At 54.8% G+C, this 20449-nt stretch carries 19 protein-coding genes; 8 read left to right on the forward strand and 11 right to left on the reverse strand.

What is annotated here, in order from left to right; translation table 11 throughout:
- Positions 1 to 140: 140 nt before the first annotated feature.
- Positions 141 to 482, forward strand: coding sequence for a YiaA/YiaB family inner membrane protein (locus ABOC97_RS07315; protein ID WP_349595766.1), 342 nt, complete (start codon positions 141 to 143; stop codon positions 480 to 482).
- On the opposite strand, the gene ABOC97_RS07320 is transcribed toward ABOC97_RS07315, so the two are convergent.
- A complete protein-coding gene (locus ABOC97_RS07320) occupies positions 475 to 1470 on the reverse strand; it encodes an acyltransferase (RefSeq protein ID WP_349595769.1) in 996 nt (331 codons plus the stop codon). The two genes, ABOC97_RS07315 and ABOC97_RS07320, sit on opposite strands and share 8 nt — an antisense overlap.
- Positions 1471 to 1641: 171 nt before the next feature.
- Here ABOC97_RS07320 and ABOC97_RS07325 point away from each other — a divergent pair, with 171 nt between their 5' ends.
- From ABOC97_RS07325 to ABOC97_RS07340, 4 genes are all read left to right on the forward strand, one after another.
- Positions 1642 to 1947, forward strand: coding sequence for a YsaB family lipoprotein (locus tag ABOC97_RS07325; RefSeq protein ID WP_234501896.1), 306 nt, complete (start codon positions 1642 to 1644; stop codon positions 1945 to 1947).
- Positions 1948 to 2085: 138 nt separating this feature from the next.
- Positions 2086 to 2997 carry a glycine--tRNA ligase subunit alpha gene (glyQ, locus tag ABOC97_RS07330; protein ID WP_061284525.1) on the forward strand — a complete coding sequence of 304 codons (912 nt, stop codon included), beginning with the start codon at positions 2086 to 2088 and terminating at the stop codon, positions 2995 to 2997.
- A gap of 9 nt (positions 2998 to 3006) precedes the next feature.
- On the forward strand, positions 3007 to 5076 hold the full coding sequence (glyS, locus tag ABOC97_RS07335; RefSeq protein ID WP_349595773.1) for a glycine--tRNA ligase subunit beta: 2070 nt from the start codon (positions 3007 to 3009) through the stop codon (positions 5074 to 5076).
- A 294-nt stretch (positions 5077 to 5370) separates the two neighbouring features.
- The gene (locus ABOC97_RS07340; RefSeq protein WP_349595776.1) at positions 5371 to 6990 is read left to right on the forward strand and encodes an ABC-F family ATP-binding cassette domain-containing protein; all 1620 of its coding nucleotides are present in this window, start codon (positions 5371 to 5373) and stop codon (positions 6988 to 6990) included.
- A 54-nt stretch (positions 6991 to 7044) separates the two neighbouring features.
- On the opposite strand, the gene cspE is transcribed toward ABOC97_RS07340, so the two are convergent.
- Positions 7045 to 7257, reverse strand: a complete 213-nt coding sequence (gene cspE / locus ABOC97_RS07345) for a transcription antiterminator/RNA stability regulator CspE (protein WP_061284519.1) — start codon at positions 7255 to 7257, stop codon at positions 7045 to 7047.
- Between the two features lie 340 nt (positions 7258 to 7597).
- Positions 7598 to 8971: an MFS transporter gene (locus tag ABOC97_RS07350; RefSeq protein ID WP_349595778.1), complete on the reverse strand. Its 1374-nt coding sequence runs from the start codon at positions 8969 to 8971 to the stop codon at positions 7598 to 7600.
- A 419-nt stretch (positions 8972 to 9390) separates the two neighbouring features.
- Between ABOC97_RS07350 and ABOC97_RS07355 the strand changes: the two genes are divergently transcribed.
- Positions 9391 to 10101, forward strand: a complete 711-nt coding sequence (locus tag ABOC97_RS07355) for a DUF3053 domain-containing protein (protein ID WP_234501892.1) — start codon at positions 9391 to 9393, stop codon at positions 10099 to 10101.
- Positions 10102 to 10139: 38 nt separating this feature from the next.
- On the opposite strand, the gene ghrB is transcribed toward ABOC97_RS07355, so the two are convergent.
- The 6 genes from ghrB to ABOC97_RS07385 all read right to left on the reverse strand — a co-directional run bounded on the left by ghrB (position 10140) and on the right by ABOC97_RS07385 (position 16054).
- Positions 10140 to 11114, reverse strand: a complete 975-nt coding sequence (ghrB, locus tag ABOC97_RS07360; protein WP_349595782.1) for a glyoxylate/hydroxypyruvate reductase GhrB — start codon at positions 11112 to 11114, stop codon at positions 10140 to 10142.
- Between the two features lie 22 nt (positions 11115 to 11136).
- Complete coding sequence (locus ABOC97_RS07365; RefSeq protein WP_349595786.1) at positions 11137 to 12417, reverse strand: MFS transporter; 1281 nt, start codon at positions 12415 to 12417, stop codon at positions 11137 to 11139.
- Positions 12418 to 12488: 71 nt separating this feature from the next.
- Positions 12489 to 13427, reverse strand: coding sequence for a sugar kinase (locus tag ABOC97_RS07370; RefSeq protein ID WP_349595789.1), 939 nt, complete (start codon positions 13425 to 13427; stop codon positions 12489 to 12491).
- Between the two features lie 2 nt (positions 13428 to 13429).
- Complete coding sequence (locus ABOC97_RS07375; protein ID WP_349595792.1) at positions 13430 to 14179, reverse strand: sugar phosphate isomerase/epimerase family protein; 750 nt, start codon at positions 14177 to 14179, stop codon at positions 13430 to 13432.
- A 100-nt stretch (positions 14180 to 14279) separates the two neighbouring features.
- Positions 14280 to 15296 (reverse strand): LacI family DNA-binding transcriptional regulator, encoded by a 1017-nt coding sequence (locus tag ABOC97_RS07380; RefSeq protein WP_349595796.1) that lies wholly within the window; start codon positions 15294 to 15296, stop codon positions 14280 to 14282.
- Positions 15297 to 15394: 98 nt separating this feature from the next.
- A complete protein-coding gene (locus ABOC97_RS07385) occupies positions 15395 to 16054 on the reverse strand; it encodes an OmpA family lipoprotein (protein ID WP_349595799.1) in 660 nt (219 codons plus the stop codon).
- Positions 16055 to 16274: 220 nt separating this feature from the next.
- Here ABOC97_RS07385 and ABOC97_RS07390 point away from each other — a divergent pair, with 220 nt between their 5' ends.
- Entirely contained in the window at positions 16275 to 18554 is a 2280-nt protein-coding gene (locus tag ABOC97_RS07390) for a molybdopterin guanine dinucleotide-containing S/N-oxide reductase (RefSeq protein WP_459253818.1), read from the forward strand.
- Here the strand turns inward: ABOC97_RS07390 and ABOC97_RS07395 are convergent.
- Positions 18532 to 18963, reverse strand: coding sequence for an N-acetyltransferase (locus ABOC97_RS07395; protein ID WP_349595802.1), 432 nt, complete (start codon positions 18961 to 18963; stop codon positions 18532 to 18534). The two genes, ABOC97_RS07390 and ABOC97_RS07395, sit on opposite strands and share 23 nt — an antisense overlap.
- Complete coding sequence (gene tag / locus ABOC97_RS07400) at positions 18941 to 19522, reverse strand: DNA-3-methyladenine glycosylase I (protein WP_349595804.1); 582 nt, start codon at positions 19520 to 19522, stop codon at positions 18941 to 18943. Before tag ends, ABOC97_RS07395 begins: the two co-directional genes overlap by 23 nt.
- 153 nt (positions 19523 to 19675) lie before the next feature.
- Between tag and ABOC97_RS07405 the strand changes: the two genes are divergently transcribed.
- On the forward strand, positions 19676 to 20383 hold the full coding sequence (locus ABOC97_RS07405; protein ID WP_349595807.1) for an autotransporter domain-containing protein: 708 nt from the start codon (positions 19676 to 19678) through the stop codon (positions 20381 to 20383).
- Positions 20384 to 20449: the final 66 nt, after the last annotated feature.

Consider the following 20449-nt stretch of genomic DNA (forward strand, 5'->3'; position numbering starts at 1 on the left):
GGTCGTTTGCCGCTCTTCGCTAACGTCTCATTGATATTCCATATTGATGAATTCTGAAACTGGTGCTCTTTCTGGCTGTTGTGATGTGAAAAATAAATCTCTGGCCATAATGGTGACGTGAGGGATGAGGGAGATGCACCATGAGGGATATCGTTAAGTCACCACGCATCGCGCTTATTTTCGGCGTTTTACTGTACCTTTTCTGCCTTTGGCGGGCGTGCCCGCAGCTGGAAGATAAAGGCTATTTTCTGGCGGTGCTGGTGCTGGGAAGTTTTGCTATCGTTGCGCACCGCCAGGCCGTCACTCAGCAGTTTGAAAGGCTTTGTGGGCTGATGCTGCTCCTGGCGGCTGGGCTGCTATTGGTCGGCGTCTTGAATATGCCGCTGGCGCTTGCCTACAAAGGACTATCCGTGCTGGCATGGTTTGCCTGCATGTACGGTTCGTCCGGTTTGAGGGCATCATCGCTACAGCAAACTAGCTAACCAGCCGTCGCTTATCTACGCGCTGTAGGGCCAGAGAAAGGAGCAGGCTACCGGCGAGTGTGGCGGCGAAAACCCACAGGATATCCAGCGCTGGCCAGTTTTTGAGGTCAATATTCCAGCTACGCAGCGCATAGATAATAAAGGCGTGGAAACCGTAAATACCCAGCGAATGCCGTGAAATCAACCCCAGCCCGGGGATAACGCGCTGGTTTAGCGTGTTCTTGATAACAATAAACAGCGCCGCCGCGCTGATAAACACCATTGGCCCGCAGTAAACATACCAGGTGTCGGCAAAATTACCGCGCCACTGCAGTTCATAAAGCGTTCCCCGCGAAATCACCCATACCGCCGCGACAAACAGCAGGCCGCAGACCCACGTTAGCGATTTGCGGCTGGTTTCCATCATGCCCAGCGCGCGGCCCAGTAATCCGTACAGCACGTAGTAGAAGGTATCGCCGTTGATGTACAGGTTGACTGGCAGCCATTTTGCCCCATCGCTGCTGAGTGAAACCGTATTAGGGTTCGCCACAATGCCAATCACCACCATTAGCGCCAGCAGCATCTTCCCGCTAATGGCTTTGACCTCAATCAGCGGAGAAACCAGGTAAATCACCATGATGGCGAAGAAAAACCACAGATGGTAGAACACCGGTTTTTGCAGCAGGTTTTTCAATGACATTTCCACATTGATGTGGGTGAAGGCGGCGATAAAGAGGAGTGCTATAGCGCTGTAGAATAAAAGACACAGGGCGATACGCAGAAAATGGCGCGGCTGAGCGCTACGCGGGCCGAAAAACAGAAAGCCCGAAATCATAAAAAACAGTGGAACGCTGACGCGAGATGCAGAATTAAGGACGTTGGCGAAATCCCAACTGAGTGGCGTGATTTGATGTGGATTGGTCACAAACCAGGTGGTGGTGTGGATCATCACCACCATCAGACAGGCGATTCCGCGTAGGTTATCAATCCAATTAATCTTTGCTTGCATCAGATGCCTTTTTCCTGGCTATTAATAGAGATTCAGACTCGCCTTAGCTGGCGCTATTTCAATGGATAATTCTGAGTTTTCCGCCCCGTACTTGTGGAGTCGCTGCGAGATTCGCACAATGCGGTGGCATAAAGGGCTACAGCCTAAAATAACCGCCCGGAAATAGAAATAATGATGATGAAGTCTCTCCCGCTTTTGCTGGTTGGTATCCTGCTGGTAGGGTGCTCGACGGCGGAACCGCCGGTGGTGCAGAAAACGCAAAGCGCCAGAGTGAATCCTGCGCTCTCGCTGGAAATGGAGCAGCTATGCAAAAATAACGCGGCCCAGCGTTATAATACGGCGTCGAAGAAAATCGACGTGACCGGTTTTGAGCGTTATCAGGGCAGCTATGAGCTCCGCGGCTATACTGCGCAGAATGAAAGTTTTGTCTGCTCTTTTGATGCGGACGGCAGTTTTTTACATCTCTCGATGCGCTAGATCAGGAGAGAATCCAGTAAAATTCGCTCGGTTTTCCCCAATTTTCCCTAAACAACCCCGTTTCGTACTGTATATCTCGCAGCCAGCGGGTATACTGGATCCTTCCTATAAATCCACACGTATCCAGCACGAAATCATATGCAAAAGTTTGATACCAGGACCTTCCAGGGCCTGATCCTGACCTTACAGGATTACTGGGCTCGTCAGGGCTGCACCATTGTTCAACCACTGGACATGGAAGTTGGCGCGGGCACTTCTCACCCAATGACATGCCTGCGTGCATTGGGCCCAGAGCCAATGGCAACTGCCTACGTGCAGCCATCCCGCCGTCCAACCGATGGCCGCTATGGCGAAAACCCGAACCGTTTACAGCACTACTATCAGTTCCAGGTAGTGATTAAACCGTCTCCGGACAACATCCAGGAGCTGTACCTCGGGTCTCTGAAAGAGCTGGGTATGGATCCAACCATTCACGATATTCGTTTCGTGGAAGATAACTGGGAAAACCCAACGCTGGGTGCCTGGGGTCTGGGTTGGGAAGTGTGGCTGAACGGTATGGAAGTGACGCAGTTCACCTACTTCCAGCAGGTTGGCGGCATGGAATGTAAACCGGTGACCGGTGAAATCACCTACGGTCTGGAACGTCTGGCGATGTATATCCAGGGCGTGGACAGCGTTTACGATCTGGTCTGGAGCGACGGCCCGCTGGGTAAAACTACCTACGGCGACGTGTTCCATCAGAACGAAGTGGAGCAATCCACCTACAACTTCGAATACGCCGATGTGGACTTCCTGTTTACCTGCTTCGAGCAGTACGAGAAAGAAGCTCAGCAGCTGCTGGCGCTGGAAAACCCGCTGCCTCTGCCTGCCTACGAGCGTATTCTGAAAGCCGCCCATAGCTTTAACCTGCTGGATGCGCGTAAAGCCATCTCCGTCACCGAGCGTCAGCGCTATATCCTGCGTATTCGCACCCTGACTAAAGCAGTGGCAGAAGCTTACTATGCTTCCCGTGAAGCCCTTGGCTTCCCGATGTGCAACAAGAATAAATAAGAGGCGGCCATGTCTGAGAAAACTTTCCTGGTGGAAATCGGCACAGAAGAGCTGCCACCAAAAGCACTGCGCAGCCTGGCTGAATCCTTTGCTGCGAACGTGACCGCAGAGCTGGATAACGCTGGCCTCGCGCACGGTAAAGTTGAATGGTTTGCTGCACCGCGTCGTCTGGCGCTGAAAGTGGCAAATCTGGCGGCTGCACAGGCCGATCGCGAAGTCGAAAAACGCGGCCCGGCGATTGCCCAGGCGTTCGACGCGGAAGGTAAACCAAGCAAAGCGGCCGAAGGTTGGGCACGTGGCTGCGGTATTACCGTCGATCAGGCTGAACGTCTGACCACCGATAAAGGTGAATGGCTGCTGTATCGCGCACACGTGAAGGGCGAAAGCACCGAAGCGCTGCTGCCGAACATGATTGCGACCTCGCTGGCTAAGCTGCCAATTCCAAAACTGATGCGCTGGGGCGCGTCCGACGTGCAGTTTGTGCGTCCGATTCACACCGTGACCCTGCTGCTCGGCGATAAAGTCGTTCCTGCAACCATTCTCGGCATTCAGTCCGATCGCGTGATTCGCGGCCATCGCTTTATGGGCGAGCCGGAATTCACCATCGACAATGCCGATCAGTATCCACAAATTCTGGCTGAGCGCGGCAAAGTCATTGCTGACTATGAACAACGTAAAGCCAAAATCAAAGCCGATGCTGAAGAAGCGGCGCGCAAAATTGGCGGTAACGCCGATCTGAGCGAAAGCCTGCTGGAAGAAGTGGCCTCCCTGGTGGAATGGCCGGTTGTTCTGACGGCGAAATTCGAAGAGAAATTCCTCGCGGTTCCAGCCGAAGCGCTGGTTTACACCATGAAGGGCGACCAGAAGTATTTCCCGGTTTACGACAACGCGGGCAAACTGCTGCCAAACTTCATCTTCGTTGCCAACATTGAATCGAAAGATCCAATCCAGATTATCTCTGGTAACGAAAAAGTGGTTCGTCCACGTCTGGCGGATGCCGAGTTCTTCTTCAATACTGACCGCAAAAAACGCCTGGAAGATCATCTGCCGCGTCTGCAAACCGTTCTGTTCCAGCAACAGCTCGGTACGCTGCGTGACAAGACCGATCGCATTCAGGCTCTGGCGGGCTGGATTGCCGCACAGATTGGCGCTGACGTTAATCACGCCACCCGCGCGGGCCTGCTGTCCAAGTGTGACCTGATGACCAACATGGTCTTCGAGTTCACCGACACCCAGGGCGTGATGGGGATGCACTACGCGCGTCACGATGGCGAAGCGGAAGATGTGGCTGTTGCCCTGAACGAGCAGTATCAGCCGCGCTTTGCTGGCGATGACCTGCCGTCCAACCCGGTTGCTTGTGCTGTAGCGATTGCCGATAAGATGGACACCCTGGCGGGTATCTTCGGTATCGGCCAGCATCCGAAAGGCGATAAAGACCCGTTTGCGCTGCGTCGTGCGGCGCTCGGCGTGCTGCGTATCATCGTTGAGAAAAACCTGAATCTCGATCTGCAAACGCTGACCGAAGAAGCGGTTCGTCTGTACGGTGACAAGCTGACTAACGCCAAAGTGGTGGATGAAGTTATCGACTTCATGCTCGGTCGTTTCCGCGCCTGGTATCAGGATGAAGGTTACACCGTCGATACCATTCAAGCGGTACTGGCGCGTCGTCCAACGCGTCCAGCAGACTTTGATGCACGTATGAAGGCAGTTTCACACTTCCGTACCCTGGAAGAGTCTTCTGCGCTGGCTGCGGCCAACAAACGCGTATCGAATATCCTCGCGAAATCTGACGAAACGCTGAATGACATCGTTCATGCGTCGGTACTGAAAGAAGCGGCGGAGATTAAGCTGGCCAGCAACCTGGTTGTTCTGCGCGATAAGCTGCAGCCGTACTTTGCTGAAGGCCGTTACCAGGAAGCGCTGGTTGAACTGGCATCCCTGCGTGAGCCGGTGGATGAGTTCTTCGAGAACGTGATGGTTAACGCCGAAGACAAAGATGTGCGTATCAACCGCCTGACGCTGCTGTCCAAACTGCGCGATCTGTTCCTGCAGGTAGCGGATATTTCCCTGCTGCAGTAATCGCTTTTGGATAGTCAAAAACCTGCCCTCGGGCAGGTTTTTTTATGTCTGTAATTCATGACGCCAAAGGGGACGGTGAAAGGGTGATGGATGGTAGTGGGTACAGGATGAACCCGTAAGGTGCACAAAAAAGAACCTTGAATTGCGTAACGCAATGCGTTTATCCTGTGCGGCGACGAATCCCTCGTCTCACTGAGGCACACTGAAAATGGACAAACACACCTGCTGAATTCGAATCCTTGCTGAGCAGCATGCTGCAAGCAGGGGAGTTATTGATTTCACTCAGGAGTGCTTATGGCCCATTGTGCGCAATCCCCTTCTTATATTTTGCATCAGGTTTCCTGTCAGTTCGCGACGGGTGATACCCTTTTTGGCCCGCTGAATCTTTCGCTGGAGAAGTCGCTCTGCGGACTTGTTGGGCGTAATGGCGTAGGTAAAACGCGGCTTCTACGTCTGCTGGCCGGCGTGGAGAGGCCATCGACGGGTCATATCGAATATTTCTCTTCTCACGCCTATGTGGCACAGCAGCACGACATTTTTCCCGAAGCTACACTCGCTGAACTTCTGGGCTATACGCCCATTTTTGCGGCTCTGCGACGCCTTGAATGTGGCCATGCATTGGCAGAAGACATCGATACCCTGGACGGATTCTGGGATCTACCGGTACGTCTCGATGCGGCGTTTCAGGATGCGGGGTTGGGAGCCTTTTCGCCACGGCGGCTTGCCTCTTCTCTTAGCGGCGGTGAGCGGATTAAAGCCTTACTCTGCGCGGCGTTTATCTCGGGGTCTGACTACCTTCTGCTGGACGAACCGACCAACCACCTGGACAGACGCGGCCGTGAATGGCTCTACCGGCAGCTTGAAAGCTGGCGTGGTGGCGCGCTTATCGCCAGCCACGATCGTGAGTTGCTGTCACGCATGCCGCGTATTCTCGAACTCACCCCGACCGCGTTGCGTAGCTACGGCGGAAATTTTACCGACTACCAGCAGCAGCGCGATGCCGAGCAGAATGCCGCACGTGCGGCGCTTGAGCATGCGGCCACCGAACGCCGACGCACTCGTGCACGAATACATAAAGAGCATGATGACTGTCAACGGCGCTCGGCAAAGACGCTTCGGACCGTGGATAGCCTGAATATCGCTTCGTTTGAACGGGTGAAATACAAAGGCGCGGCGCGCGAACGCCCCGGAACGTTATTGCGCCAACATCGGGAGCAAAATAGTGCCCTGGATAGCGCGGTGAAGCAGGCCCGTGAGCGGGTTGAAGATAATAATCCGGTGATGTTTACGCTGCCGGGTAGCCATGTTGCGGCCGGAAAGCAGATCCTCGTCCTGGAGGCGCTGCAATTGGCGCACCAGAGGTTATCCCCCCTCGACTGGCGGATGGCGGGGCCGATGCGGGTAGCGCTTCGCGGGCCAAACGGCTGCGGGAAAACAACGCTACTGAAAACGCTGGTAGGACTGGAGGCACCAATATCCGGGCACTGTCAGCTATCGGTCACAGCTGCTTGGTTGGATCAGCACCTGACACAGTTGGATTTGTCTCTGTCGGTGATAGCGCATCTGCACGCCGGGGAAACGCCATTGGATGAAGGGATGATTCGCACTCGACTAGCGCAACTGCAGCTTGGCGCAGACAAGGTAAATTTGCCACTGGCTATGCTTAGCGGAGGTGAACGATTAAAAGCGGCGCTGGCATGCGTACTCTGGCGGCGGGAGTCGACGCAACTGCTGTTACTGGATGAACCCACTAACCATCTGGATTTAGCATCGGTGCAGGCGATTGAGTCAGCGCTGGCTAATTTTCCCGGCGCAATGCTGGTGGTATCTCATGATGAGATTTTTTTGCAGGGGCTTAAGTTGACGCACTGTCTGGAGTGGTGCGAGTCAGGCTGGCATTTTAGCGAACTGTAGATAAAAAAAATCCCCGCCATAAGGCAGGGATTTACAATTCTTAGCGGCGTTAACTTACAGGGAAGTTACGTTGCCAGCTGCTGGGCCTTTAGCGCCGTTCTCGATGGTGAAGGAAACTTTCTGACCTTCGTCCAGAGATTTGTAGCCATCGTTCATGATAGCGGAGAAGTGTACGAATACATCTTTAGAACCGTCATCAGGAGTGATGAAGCCGAAACCTTTATCAGCGTTGAACCATTTTACGATACCAGTCATTTTACCGGACATAGAAATTACCTTTAAATATTAAGTGAGCCTTACGGCATTATGGCATGCTTTACAGAATTTAAAAGCGTAAAGAAAATGTCGCTACGAGGGGTACCAATGGATAACCTTGAAGGGAACTGCTTTACTCACTGCTTTGTGGTCTGTACGTCAAACCGTGCATGCATTAACGCATACTTCTTATCTGGAAAGCAAACGTTATCCGCATAAACTTTCTGATGCCGCTTCGTTTTAGTGGTGGTGTTTTTAGTTTAATTAATTGATTTATAATAGATTAATTTGTTTTCTGCGAAATGTAAAAAAATGTCATTTCGCCCCGGCAGTGCTACTGCCGGGGCGAATTTTATACTTTTTGCACAGATTCCGGCAGAGAGGCCGGGGCCTTGTCTGCGTGATTCAACTGACGTTTGCTGGCCGCGTATTTCACCATCAGTGCGATAGCAGACAGCACCGCAGGGATCGCCAGCAGGGCGAAAATGGTCTTAAAGGACAGCTCGGCCTGCATCAGGAATGCGCCGCTGAACGCTCCCAGGATCCCGCCAAAACGTCCCAACCCCAGCATCCAGGCGACGCCAGTTGCACGGCCTTGCGTTGGATAAAAGCCTGCAGCTAGCGCCGGCATTGACGACTGCGCGCCGTTCATAATGGTACCGGCGATAAAGACCATAACTCCCATCAGCACCAGGTTGTCCGTGGCGAAACCGATCAGACAGACGAAGACGCCGGTGAGCAAATAGCCAACTGCAACCACTTTATTGGGATTGATTTTATCCATCAGCGCGCCAAGGACCAGAACGCCAATGCCGCCGCCCAGCGGGAAAAGCGCGGTGATGACCGACGCCTGACTTAACGATGCGCCGGTTTCACGGATCAGCAACGGCAGCCAACTGGTCAGCAGATAGAAAATCAGCAGCCCCATAAAGTAGGTCAGGCACAGCATGATGGTTCCCACCAGATAACGCGGCGAGAAGATGACGCCAAGCGCGGACTTATCTTTGATCTGTCCCGTCTCCTGCAATACGAATTGCGTGTTGTCAGGCAGCGGTGCAATACGGCGCAGCACGCTCGCGATCTCGCGCTGGGATTTGTTCTTTGCCGCCAGATAACGGGCAGACTCTGACAACAAGAAAATCAGCGCGACGGCCAGCACCAGGGGCATCACGCCGCCGAGAACCAGCACGCTCTGCCAGCCGTAATGAGGGATCATCCAGGCAGAGATAAATCCGCCCATGGAAGAACCAATGGGGAAACCGACGAACATCAAATTGACCAGCAACGCGCGGCGACGTTCCGGCGCGTACTCGCTCATCAGCGTGGCAGCGTTTGGCATCGCTGCGCCCAGCCCGAGACCGGTTAAGAAGCGCAGGATGGTCAACTGCGTTAACGATGTGGCGAAGGCGGTGATCAGGCTGAAACCGCCAAATACCAGAATCGACAATACCAGCACCTTCTTACGTCCGATTCGGTCGGCCATTGGTCCGGCGGTCAGCGCACCGAATGCCAGACCCACCAGAGCGGCGCTCATGACGGGGCCGAGATCGGATTTCTGTACACCCCACTCTTGAACGAGGTCAGAGGCGATAAAACCGATAATGGCGGTATCGAATCCATCCATGGCGACGGTGACGAAGCACAGCACCAGAATCATCCACTGGTACTTAGAGAAGGGATGGCGGTTGATAAAAGCCTGAATATCCGTGGTTGTTTGTGTAGTCATGCGGCAATTCCTGCTAAGCGATGTGAGAGAGCCGGATTGATATCTCTTATCTCTCTCGCGGGTATCGAGATGTTTGGGCGATTATCGAACGTAATGTCGTTAATCGTTCACTAAATAAAATCACTTACCCGCGCGTCCCACAATGCATTGCCAAACGGAAGTGTGCGATTATCGTTCTCCTGCCAGTAATGACTGCCGTGATTTAATTAAAATATAATATATATCAGTAAATTAAATGTTTTCTGGTGAATGGAGCGCATTGCAATAAATGTGATGAATGCAACACCTTATTAACATTTCAGCGGAACCCGTTGGGAAGGTGTGAAAAAGGTATCTTGCGACGCGGCTCTGGACTATCCTTGTCACCGTTAGGCACGCGTGTGCCGGTTTGCGCTTTTTTTGGCTGAAGGAGTAAGAAAATGGCGACAGGAAAGTCCTGCTCTCGCTGGTTTGCGCCTATTGCGGCGTTATTGATGGTTGTTAGCCTGAGTGGGTGTTTTGATAAGGAAGGCGATCAACGTAAAGCATTCGTCGATTTCCTGCAGAATACGGTGATGCGTGGTGGTGAACGTCTGCCGACGCTGACAGCTGACCAGAAAAAACAGTTCGGGCCGTTTGTTTCCGACTATGCCGTCATTTATGGCTATTCACAGCAGGTGAGCCAGGCGATGGACGCGGGTTTACGCCCGGTCGTTGATAGCGTTAACGCGATTCGCGTACCGCAGGATTATATGACTCAGCGCGAGCCGCTGCGTCAGGCCAATGGTTCGCTGAACGTACTGAGCCAGCAGCTGCAGAATGCGAAAATGCAGGCTGATGCCGCACATTCCGCGCTGAAACAGGCCGACGATCTGAAGCCGGTGTTTGACCAGGTGTATAGCAAAGTGGTTACTGCGCCGTCCGACGCGCTGCAGCCGCTGATTCCTGCTGCACAGATCTTTACCCAGCAGCTGGTGCAGGTTGGCGATTTTGTCGCTCAGCAAGGCACTCAGGTGAGCTTTGTGGCTAACGGTATTCAGTTCCCGACGTCACAACAGGCAAGCCAGTACAATACGCTGATTGGGCCGCTGGCATCGCAGCATCAGGCATTTAGTCAGGCCTGGACTGCGGCAGTGAACGCGACCAAATAAGTATTCATGCAGCCCGGCGTCCGCCGGGCTGTTTCGTTTTACCCCGCGACCTGCGGGTTCACGCAGTTCTTCTCTACTTTCCCCTGCAAGGCATCAATCAGGTTATCCACAGCACAGGCCGCCATGTTGTAGCGCGTCTCGTGAGTGGCGGAACCGATATGCGGCAGCGCCACCACGTTCGGCAACTTCAGCAGCGGTGAGTCGACCGGCAGCGGTTCCTTCTCGAACACATCCAAACCCGCGGCATGAATTTCGCCATTTTGCAGCGCAGCGATCAGCGCATTTTCGTCGACTACCGGGCCACGACCGGCGTTAATGAAAATGGCGGAGGACTTCATGCGGGCAAACTGCTCGGCACCAAACAGGTGATGCGTCTCTTCGGTTAGCGGCAGGATCAGGCAGACAAAATCGGCTTCTTCCAGCAGGGTATTTAAATCGCAGTAGCGGGCATTAAAGCGCTCTTCCGCCTGCGGATGCTGGCGACGGGCATTGTACAGAATCGGCATGTTGAAGCCGAAATGGGCGCGCTGCGCCAGCGCCATCCCAATACGGCCCATCCCGACGATGCCCAGCGTTTTGTGGTGCACATCGATGCCAAACCAGTCCGGACCAATACCCTTCGTCCATTCGCCCGCTTTCACCCGCTCGGCCACTTCCACTACGCGGCGGGCGGAGCTTAACACCAGCGTCATTAGCGTGTCGGCGACGGTCTCGGTCAGGACGGTTGGCGTGTGCATCAGCAATACGCGGCGCGCATTCAGCGCGTCCACGTCAAAGTTATCGTAACCTACGGAGATAGTTGAGGTCGCACGCAGCTTAGGCATCTTCTCCAGCAGGGCGGTATTGACGGCTTCGCTGGAGCCCAGCAGGCCTTCAGCCTCGGCAAAAGCCTGTTGATGTTGCGCGACGGTTTCCGGACGCAGGTTAGCCACCTGGGTCACGGTAAAATGCTCTTCCAGGCGATGCAGTAAATCGTCAGGTAACGCTTTATAGAGAATAATGGACGGCTTCATGCGAATCTCCGTAAGTTAAAATTTAAGCGTGGCGTGCGCCAACCGGCAGCTGTTGATGATTAGCAGGCTTAACAGTCAGAGTTAGCCATACTGAGGTAAAAAGCGCTACCCCCATAAAAATGTACGATGCGGACGGGCTGCCGGTGGTGCCGTTGAGGTAGCCAACGAACCAGGAACCCAGGAACGAGCCCAGCGCGCCCATACTGTTAATCAACGCCATCGCGCCCCCGGCAACGTTGCGCGGTAGCATTTCAGGAATGATGGCGAAGAACGGACCATACGGGGCGTACATGGCGGCACCGGCGATGACCAGCAGGGTATAAGAGAGCCAGAAGTTATTGGCACCCACGGCCCAGGAACCGATGAAGGCAAAAGCGGCAATCAGCAGCAGTGGCCAGACGAACAGCTTGCGATTTTGCAGCTTATCGGAGGCCCACGACACCACAATCATCGCCACCGTCGCGGCGAGATAAGGAACGGAAGAGAGCCAGCCGACTTCTACCATGCCTAAGTTTGCGCCGCCGCTACGAATAATTGATGGCAGCCACAGAACGAACCCGTAAACCCCAATACTCCAGGTAAAATACTGCATGCACAGCAGAATCACGTTGCGTGAGCGGAAAGCCTCACCGTAGTTACGCACCGCCTTGATACCTTGCTGTTCACGCTCCAGCTGCGCCTGCAATGCCGCTTTTTCTGACTCGGTGAGCCAGCCCGCCTGAGATGGTTTGTCTTTTACCAGCACCCACCAACAGAATGCCCAGATGACCGCCGGGAAACCTTCGAGGATGAACATTTCACGCCAGCCGAGCGCCTGAATCAGGTAACCGGAAACCACCGACATCCACAGCACCGTCACCGGGTTGCCGAGGATCAGGAAGGTATTCGCCCGCGAACGCTCTGATTTGGTAAACCAGTTACTGATGTAGATGAGCATCGCCGGCATTACCGCCGCCTCGACCACGCCGAGAATAAAGCGGATGGCCGCCAGCGCTGGAATGTTGCTGACGATCCCAGTGAGTGAGGCGCAGCCACCCCATAAAATCAGGCAGACGAAAATCAGCTTACGCACGCTGCGGCGCTCGGCGTAAATCGCCCCGGGAATTTGGAAGAAGAAATAGCCGAGGAAGAAGAGGGCGCCCAGCAGGGAGGAGATCCCTTTGGTGATGCCTAAATCTTCGTTAATACCGGCGGCGGAGGCGAAACTGAAGTTCGCGCGGTCAAGATACGCCAGGCTATACGTGATAAACACGATGGGCATGATGTACCACCAACGTTTTGCTGCGTTTGTTGAGCTGTTCATAGACCTGCCTCTATTATCGCTTTGCCGCCGCTGCATGTAGGGTACAGGGTGGCGGTTATCGTAACGTGACGTTATTCACCTAACGCTTCACGTGTGGGTAATCCTTCGCTGTCGCCCTGAACCTGAATCGCCAGTGCGCCAATTTTGTTCCCGCGGGTCACGGCCTGATGCAGCGTGCGACCTTCCAGCAGGGCGCTGATAACCCCTACCGCAAAACCATCGCCAGCCCCCACCGTATCCACCACGTTGTCCACTTTTACCGGTGCAACGCAGCCCTGTTCGCCATTGGCGGTTTTATACCAGGCTCCGTCGGCCCCGGTTTTCAGCACCACCGCTTTGACGCCGCGCTGCAGATAGAAATCGGCAATACCTTGCGGGGTTTGCTGGCCGGTTAAAATCATCCCCTCTTTCAACCCCGGCAGAACCCAGTCGGCCTGGAACGCAAGGTGGTTAAGTTTCTCTACCATCTCGGCTTCGCTTTTCCACAGCACCGGTCGCAGGTTCGGGTCGAACGAGAGGGTTTTGCCCTGCGCCTTCATCGTGTGTGCGGTGTGCGCCAGCAGTTCATAAGAACTGGCGGAAAGCGCTGCGGCCACGCCGCTTAAATGGAGATGGCGGGCGCTGGCGAAGTAGGCCTCGTGGTAATCGCCAACGCTAAGGTGGCTGGCTGCCGACCCTTTACGGAAATATTCCACAATGGGATCGGTTCCATTTTCGACTTTAGATTTGAGCTGAAAGCCGGTTGCATAGTGGTCATCAATCGTGACGCCACGGCTATCAATTCCTTCTTTTTGCAGTGAGTTCAGAACAAAGCGGCCAAAACTATCGTTACCGACGCGGCTGACCCAGCCAACCTTCAGTCCCAGTCGCGCCAGGCCGGTGGCGACGTTGAGCTCCGCTCCCGCCACGCGTTTGATGAATTGCTCAACCTCTTCTAAATCACCGGTCTGGGTGGCAACAAACATCGCCATTGCTTCACCAATCGTGATGACATCCAGGGAATTCTTCATGCCTACTCCTTACGTAATAATTCGACGTAGCGACGGGTAACGTCTGTCAGGTCATCCCCTTCCAGCGGGAATTCAATGCCACGCGGGACGTCGATGGGCAGTTTGTTCAGTAGCTGTAACCAGCGAGGATCCGCGTCGTCCGGTGGGATCGCGCGATAGCTGTCATGATGGGCAACGGCGGCTTTGACGTGGATGTAGCCAACCGACGGGGCAAGCTGTTCTGCTGCGGCTTCCGGCGTATCGCCGACCCACAGCCAGTTGCCCATATCAAAGGTGAGCTGCACGGGAAGTTTTTGCGTGTGGCAGGCGGCGTTGAAGCGTCGCATAGGAGGCAGCCGTCCGCAGGAGGTTTGATCGTTCTCGACCACCAGTTTCATTCCGCTGCTGTCCAGCCAGTCGCGCAGGGTATTGAACTCATCCGCGTCGCTAAAATGGCCCAGCGAAACCTTTAACCACAGCGCATTCAGCGTGTTGGCTTCGTGAAGTAACTCAGGCAGCTTAGGATTGAGGACGCCATTTTGCATGAACAGGGGTTCTGGCGCGGAGTAGCAGGCTAGCAGGCCCGACGCCGAAATGGCTGATGCTAGCTGGGGGAGTGCCTGAAGTTCAGCGGATGTGAACATTTCACGACGAATTTCCACGCCGTCAGCGCCAGCTCCGGCGATAATGGGCAACATCGCGATTTGCCCGCCTGCGGTGCGTACCGGGTCATGGCCATAAGCGGCAGTGACCACCATAATTCTTCTTTGCATAGGGACTCCAAATCTAACGCTCTTTCTAATACGCTAAATGGAATCGGTTCCAAAGAAAATCACACCGTGTTGAATTTATGATCACCATCACGAAGGAATGTTAACGCGCCGTTGATCCGCGAACGATCAGCTCACCGGAAAAGACCTGTTCATGGATAGTCTCAGTTGCCCCTTCGATGCGGCGGACAACCTGCTCCACGGCGGCGTAGCCAATCTGCCAGGTGGGCTGTTTCAGGGTAGTTATCCCAACGCCTGCCAGCTCCGCCCATTCCAGTTCGTCAAAGCCAAGCAGGCCAATATCGCTGCCCCAGTTGAGACCAATGCGCTTGAGCGAGCGGGCAACTTGCAAAGTCAGCGCGCCGTTAGCGGAGATCACCGCCTTGCGCATACCGCGATGCTGCTGGTGGAACTGGCGCAGGGTGTTATCGAGCTGGGTGTTTTCCGCCAGCGGCACTTCGGCGTTGTCTGCCACCACGCCAGGATAGCGGGCGAGGGTGGCGCGAAAGGCGCTCAGACGCTCGCGACGGGTATTGACGGTGCCCAGCGGTTCACTGATAAACAGCAGTGCTTCAAAGCCCTGTTCGATGAGATGTTCGGTGGCAGTTGTCGCAGCCTGGGTGTTATCCAGCCCCACCACGTCACAGGCAAAATCGGGAATTTTTCGGTCGATAAGCACCATCGGTAGCGCCGATTGTTGCAGGCGTTGCAGGCCTTCTTCACGCATCCCCACGGCATTCACCACGATGCCTTCCACCTGATAGCTGCGTAGCAGATCGAGATAGTGCAGTTCCTGGTTCACTTCGTTGTTGGTGTTACACACCAGCGGGGTGAAACCTTTTTCACGACAGGCGGCTTCGATACCGCTTAATACATTGACGGAATAGGGGTTGGTGATATCGGCGATGATAAGGCCAATCAGACGGGTACGGCCGCGTTTTAGATTGCGGGCCATCAGGCTTGGGCGATAGTCGAGTTCAGCAATGGCGGTTTCAATGCGGGCGAGCAGCGCATCGGAGAGCAGATGTTTTTCGCCATTGAGATAGCGGGAAATACTGGTTTTGCCGGTTTTCGCGGCTTTTGCCACATCGCTGATGGTGGGGCGCGCTGATTTTGCCATGGAAGTTCTCTCGCCTGAAAGTGTGAACACCTTAACGCGAAAATCTGGCTAAGCAAGTGTTTTGCCGGGAGGTATTGCGCCACCCGGCAATAAAAAGATTACATCGGGCTGAGCGTTATCTCGACGCGGCGGTTCTGCGCTTTGCCTTCTTCGGTGCTGTTGCTGGCAATCGGATTTGCTGGACCCATACCGGAAGTACGTACGCGCGCAGCGGCGACACCCTGGGTAATGAGCGAGCTGCCAACGGAATCAGCACGCTGCTGCGACAGCTTCATATTCAGCTGCTGGCTGCCGGTGCTATCGGTATAGCCAATGACGTTAACTGCGGTTTTCTCGTACTCTTTCAGGACCATCGCGACGCCAACCAGCGTATTGGCTCCCGCCGGTTTCAGCGTGGAGGATGAACTGTCGAAGGTGACGTTGTTTGGCATATTGAGCACGATGTTGTCGCCGTTACGGGTGACGCTGACTCCGGTGCCCTGCATTTTCTGCCGCAGCTTCGCTTCCTGCGCGTCCATGTAATAACCCACGCCGCCGCCAACGGCAGCACCCGCTGCGGCGCCAATCAGCGCGCCTTTGCCTCGGTCATGTTTTGAGGATGACAGTGCGCCAATGCCGGCACCAACCAGAGAACCAAGTCCTGCACCGATCCCTGCTTTACCTGCTTCTCGCTCACCGGTATACGGGTTAGTGGTACAGCCGGAAACCGCTATAGCGCCGCTCACCAGAGCCGCAATCATGAAAATGCGTTTTTTCATCTTATGTCCTTAATCCTTTTTATTCTTTGCCACGGCAGGTGTGGCGGTTGATTATGACGTGCAAAAACGGGGAAAATTCCCGGAAGATTTTATCTTTTTGTAAATAATTTCGAGCGATGATGAAAAGATCGCCGTAACACCTGCATCAGCTATCCAGGAGCACACCTTGGCAAATTCAGCGACAACGAAAACTATTCTGACCGCCGCCCATTGGGGACCCATGTGGGTCGAAACCGATGGCGAGCAGGTTCTCTCCTCGCGGGGGGCGCTTGAAACCTCGTTCACTAACTCGCTGCAAAGCGTGGTGCGCGAACAGGTTCACAGCAAAACGCGCGTGCGTTACCCGATGGTGCGTAAAGGTTTTCTGGCGTCACCGGACAGCCCGCAGGGTGTTCGCGGGCAGGATGAATTTGTTCGGGTAAGCTGGGATGATGCACTGGCGCTTATTGACCGCCAGCACCGACGTATTCGCGATAGTTATGGCCCGTCGTCGATTTTCGCGGGTTCCTACGGCTGGCGCTCTAACGGCGTGTTACACAAAGCGGCGACGTTGCTTCAGCGCTATATGAGTCTCGCCGGTGGCTATACCGGCCATCTTGGGGATTACTCGACCGGCGCGGCGCAGGCAATCATGCCCCACGTGGTGGGCGGCAATGAGGTTTATCAGCAGCAAACCAGCTGGCCAATGGTACTGGAACATTCGGACGTGGTGGTGCTGTGGAGCGCTAATCCGCTGAATACGCTGAAAATTTCATGGAACGCTTCCGATGAACAGGGGCTGCCCTATTTTGAGCAGCTGCGCCAAAGCGGCAAGCGGCTGATCTGCATCGATCCGATGTTGTCGGAAACCGTCGCCTTTTTCGGTAAATCGATGGAATGGATTGCCCCGCATATGGGTACCGACGTGGCCATGATGCTGGGTATCGCCCATACGCTGTTGGTCAACGAATGGCACGATGCGGACTTTTTATCGCGCTATACCACCGGTTTCCCGACGTTTGCCGATTATCTGCAGGGCAAAAACGATGGTGAAGCCAAAACTGCCGAGTGGGCGGCAGCTATCTGCGGCATCAGTGCAGACAAAATCCGCGAACTGGCAGACATATTCCGTCAACATACCACCATGCTGATGTCCGGCTGGGGCATGCAGCGCCAGCAGTTTGGCGAGCAAAAACATTGGATGCTGGTGACGCTGGCCGCCATGCTGGGGCAAATTGGTACCCCAGGCGGTGGTTTTGGCCTCTCTTACCATTTTGCTAACGGCGGCAACCCGACGCGCCGCGCTGCGGTACTGGCCTCAATGCAGGGCACGGTGCAGGGCGGCGTTGATGCGGTAGATAAAATCCCGGTGGCGCGTATTGTTGAAGCGCTGGAAAACCCCGGTGCTCCGTATCAGCACAACGGTCTCGATCGCCACTTCCCGGATATTCGCTTTGTCTGGTGGGCCGGCGGCGCTAACTTTACCCATCATCAGGACACCAACCGCTTGATTCGCGCCTGGCAAAAGCCGGAGCTGGTGGTTATCTCCGAATGCAACTGGACGGCGGCGGCGCGGCATGCGGATATTGTCCTGCCCGCTACCACTTCATTTGAACGTAATGACCTCACCATGACCGGCGATTACAGCAACCAGCATCTGGTGCCGATGAAACGGGTGGTGATGCCGCAGGATGAAGCGCGTGATGATTGGCAGGTGTTTGCTGACCTGAGCGAGCTTTGGCAGCCTGGCGGGCGAGAGCGTTATACCGAAGGCAAAAGCGAGCTGCAGTGGCTGGAAACGTTCTACAACATCGCCGCTGAGCGCGGTGCCAGCCAGCAGGTGACGCTGCCGCCGTTTGCACAGTTCTGGCAGGCCAACGAACTGATTGAGATGCCCGAAAGCGAACAGAACGCGGCGTTCGTGCGCTTTGGCGCGTTTCGTGCCGACCCGCAGGCCAACCCGCTAAAAACGCCGAGCGGCAAAATTGAGATTTACTCTGAGCGCATCGCCAGCTTCCAGTATCCGGACTGCCCGCCGCATCCGATGTGGCTAGAGCCGGATGAGTGGCACGGCAATGCGCAGCCGGGGCAGCTTCAGCTGTTGTCAGCGCACCCGGCGCACCGTTTGCACAGCCAGCTAAACCATACAACATTGCGCGAGCAGTACGCGGTGGCCGGGCGCGAGCCGCTGACGCTGCATCCTCAGGATGCCCGGGCGCGGCAAATCAACGATGGGGATGTCGTACGGTTATGGAATCACCGTGGGCAGGTGCTGGCCGGAGCGGTGGTCAGTGAAGACATTAAACCTGGCGTCATGTGCCTGCATGAAGGCGCATGGCCAGATTTAGATCCTCAGGCGGGGGGAATTTGCAAAAATGGGGCGGTAAACGTGCTCACCAAAGACATCCCCAGCTCGCGGCTGGGGAACGGCTGCGCGGGTAACACGGCGCTGGCCTGGGTCGAAAAATATGACGGCCCTGAGCTTACGCTAACGGCGTTTAATCCGCCTGCCAACGCATAATCCAGGTAGGATGCCGGGTCTCGTCCTGCCACGCGCTGTCTTCAATACGAAAACCCTGCGCGTGGTAGAAATTTACCGCCCGGCAGTTCTTCTGGTACACCTCAAGGCTGAGGTCGCTAAAGTGCTGTTTAACGACATTCAGCAGCGCAGTACCGATGCCGTGGTGGAGAAACTCCGGTGCGACAAACAGCGCGCCAACAAAGCGCCCCTGAATGACGCTCACAAATCCCCGCAGCTGCTGCTCTTCTTCCCACACCCAGGTGTCAGCGGCAGGGAGATAGGTGTCGCGCACAATCGGCAGACTTTCCTGCCAGTACTGTTCGGCGATAAACGGGTGTGCGTAAGTCGTGCTTTCCAGCCACAGCTCGAGTAAAGAATCGAACCGGTTAGTGTTCCATTTTCTGATCATGCTGAACTCCAGGATGGCAGAAGCAGCCCGTTACGTGGTCGCTGACCAGACCGCAGGCCTGCATGAAGGAATAACAAATTGTGGTGCCGACGAACTTGAAGCCACGTTTTTTCAGAGCTTTAGATAATGCATCTGACGCGGGCGTTGAGGTCGCGATTTCGGAGAGCGTCGCGGCCTGGGTGATGATGGGGGTGTTATCGACAAATGACCAGACAAACGCAGTGAACGGCTCGCCGTTGGCCTCCATAGCCAGAAACGCGCGTGCGTTGCCGATGATGGCCTGAATTTTTCCGCGGTGGCGAATGATCCCGGCGTCCAGCACTAAACGTTCCACGTCTTCTTCGGTCATGGCCGCCACTTTAACCGGGTCGAAATGATGGAAGGCCTGACGGTAGTTTTCGCGCTTCTTCAGCACGGTTATCCATGACAGCCCGGCCTGTTGGCCCTCCAGACAGATCATTTCAAACAGTTTTTGCTTATCTCTTTGGGCAACGCCCCACTCGGTATCGTGATACTCGATGTAAAGCGGATCCTGACTGACCCAACCGCAACGCTGCATGTGATTCTCCCTTTTTGCCAATGGCTCACGCACGATAATAAAACCCTGCACTTCTCTTGACGCCGATAATAAAGAGGTAATAGTTAATACAGGGAACTGTCCCTTAAAACATAACAATAACTGCCGAATCTGGCTCTTCTCTGGAGTCACTTAATGAATAATAAGAAATGCAATGGCCCCTGGCGATATGTTACGCCGGCATCGGTTTTCGTGTGGATGTTATTTTCCCCACATGCGAATGCCTGGCAACAGGAATATATCGTGTCTGACTCACAAAGTAATACTGCCGAGCGCTATACATGGGATAGCGATCACCAACCGCGCTACGATGACATTCTGGCGGAGCGTATTAAAGCCGTACAGGCTGGCGCCGGAGTGAACCTCAATTCACCGGACAATATGCCGCTGGATGCGACCAAAACCATGAGCGTTGGCTGGAATTTTCCGCTGACCAGCAGCGTGACAACCGGGCCGGTGGCGCAATGGCGGTATGACGGTTCGCCGGGTTTTATGTGGAATGAATCGGGCGATACGATTACCACGACGTCGCTAACCGACCCATTGTGGCATGCCAGCGTTAGCACGCTTGGCTGGCGGCTAGATTCACACACCTGGCTTGGCATACGGCCGTGGGCGCAGGTGAGCTATAACCAGCAGTTTGGTGATAATCAGTGGAAGGCCCAGTCTGGGTTTAATCGTACGCCTACCGCGCTGCAGGATGGTAGCTGGGTAGATGTTACCGTTGGCGCAGATATGTTACTGAATTCACATCTTGCGGCCTATGCGGCACTGTCGCAGGCGGACAATATGCCCACCGGCGTCAACTATTTCTATACCATGGGCGTCAGCGCGCGCTTCTGAAAGCATTAGTTTCTCTAACCAACATCAGCGGCAGGTCATTTTTTTCAATGTCATTCATTCCGCCGC

This window comes from Kluyvera huaxiensis, from assembly GCF_040149365.1.
GTDB classification, from domain to species: Bacteria; Pseudomonadota; Gammaproteobacteria; order Enterobacterales; family Enterobacteriaceae; genus Kluyvera; species Kluyvera intermedia_A.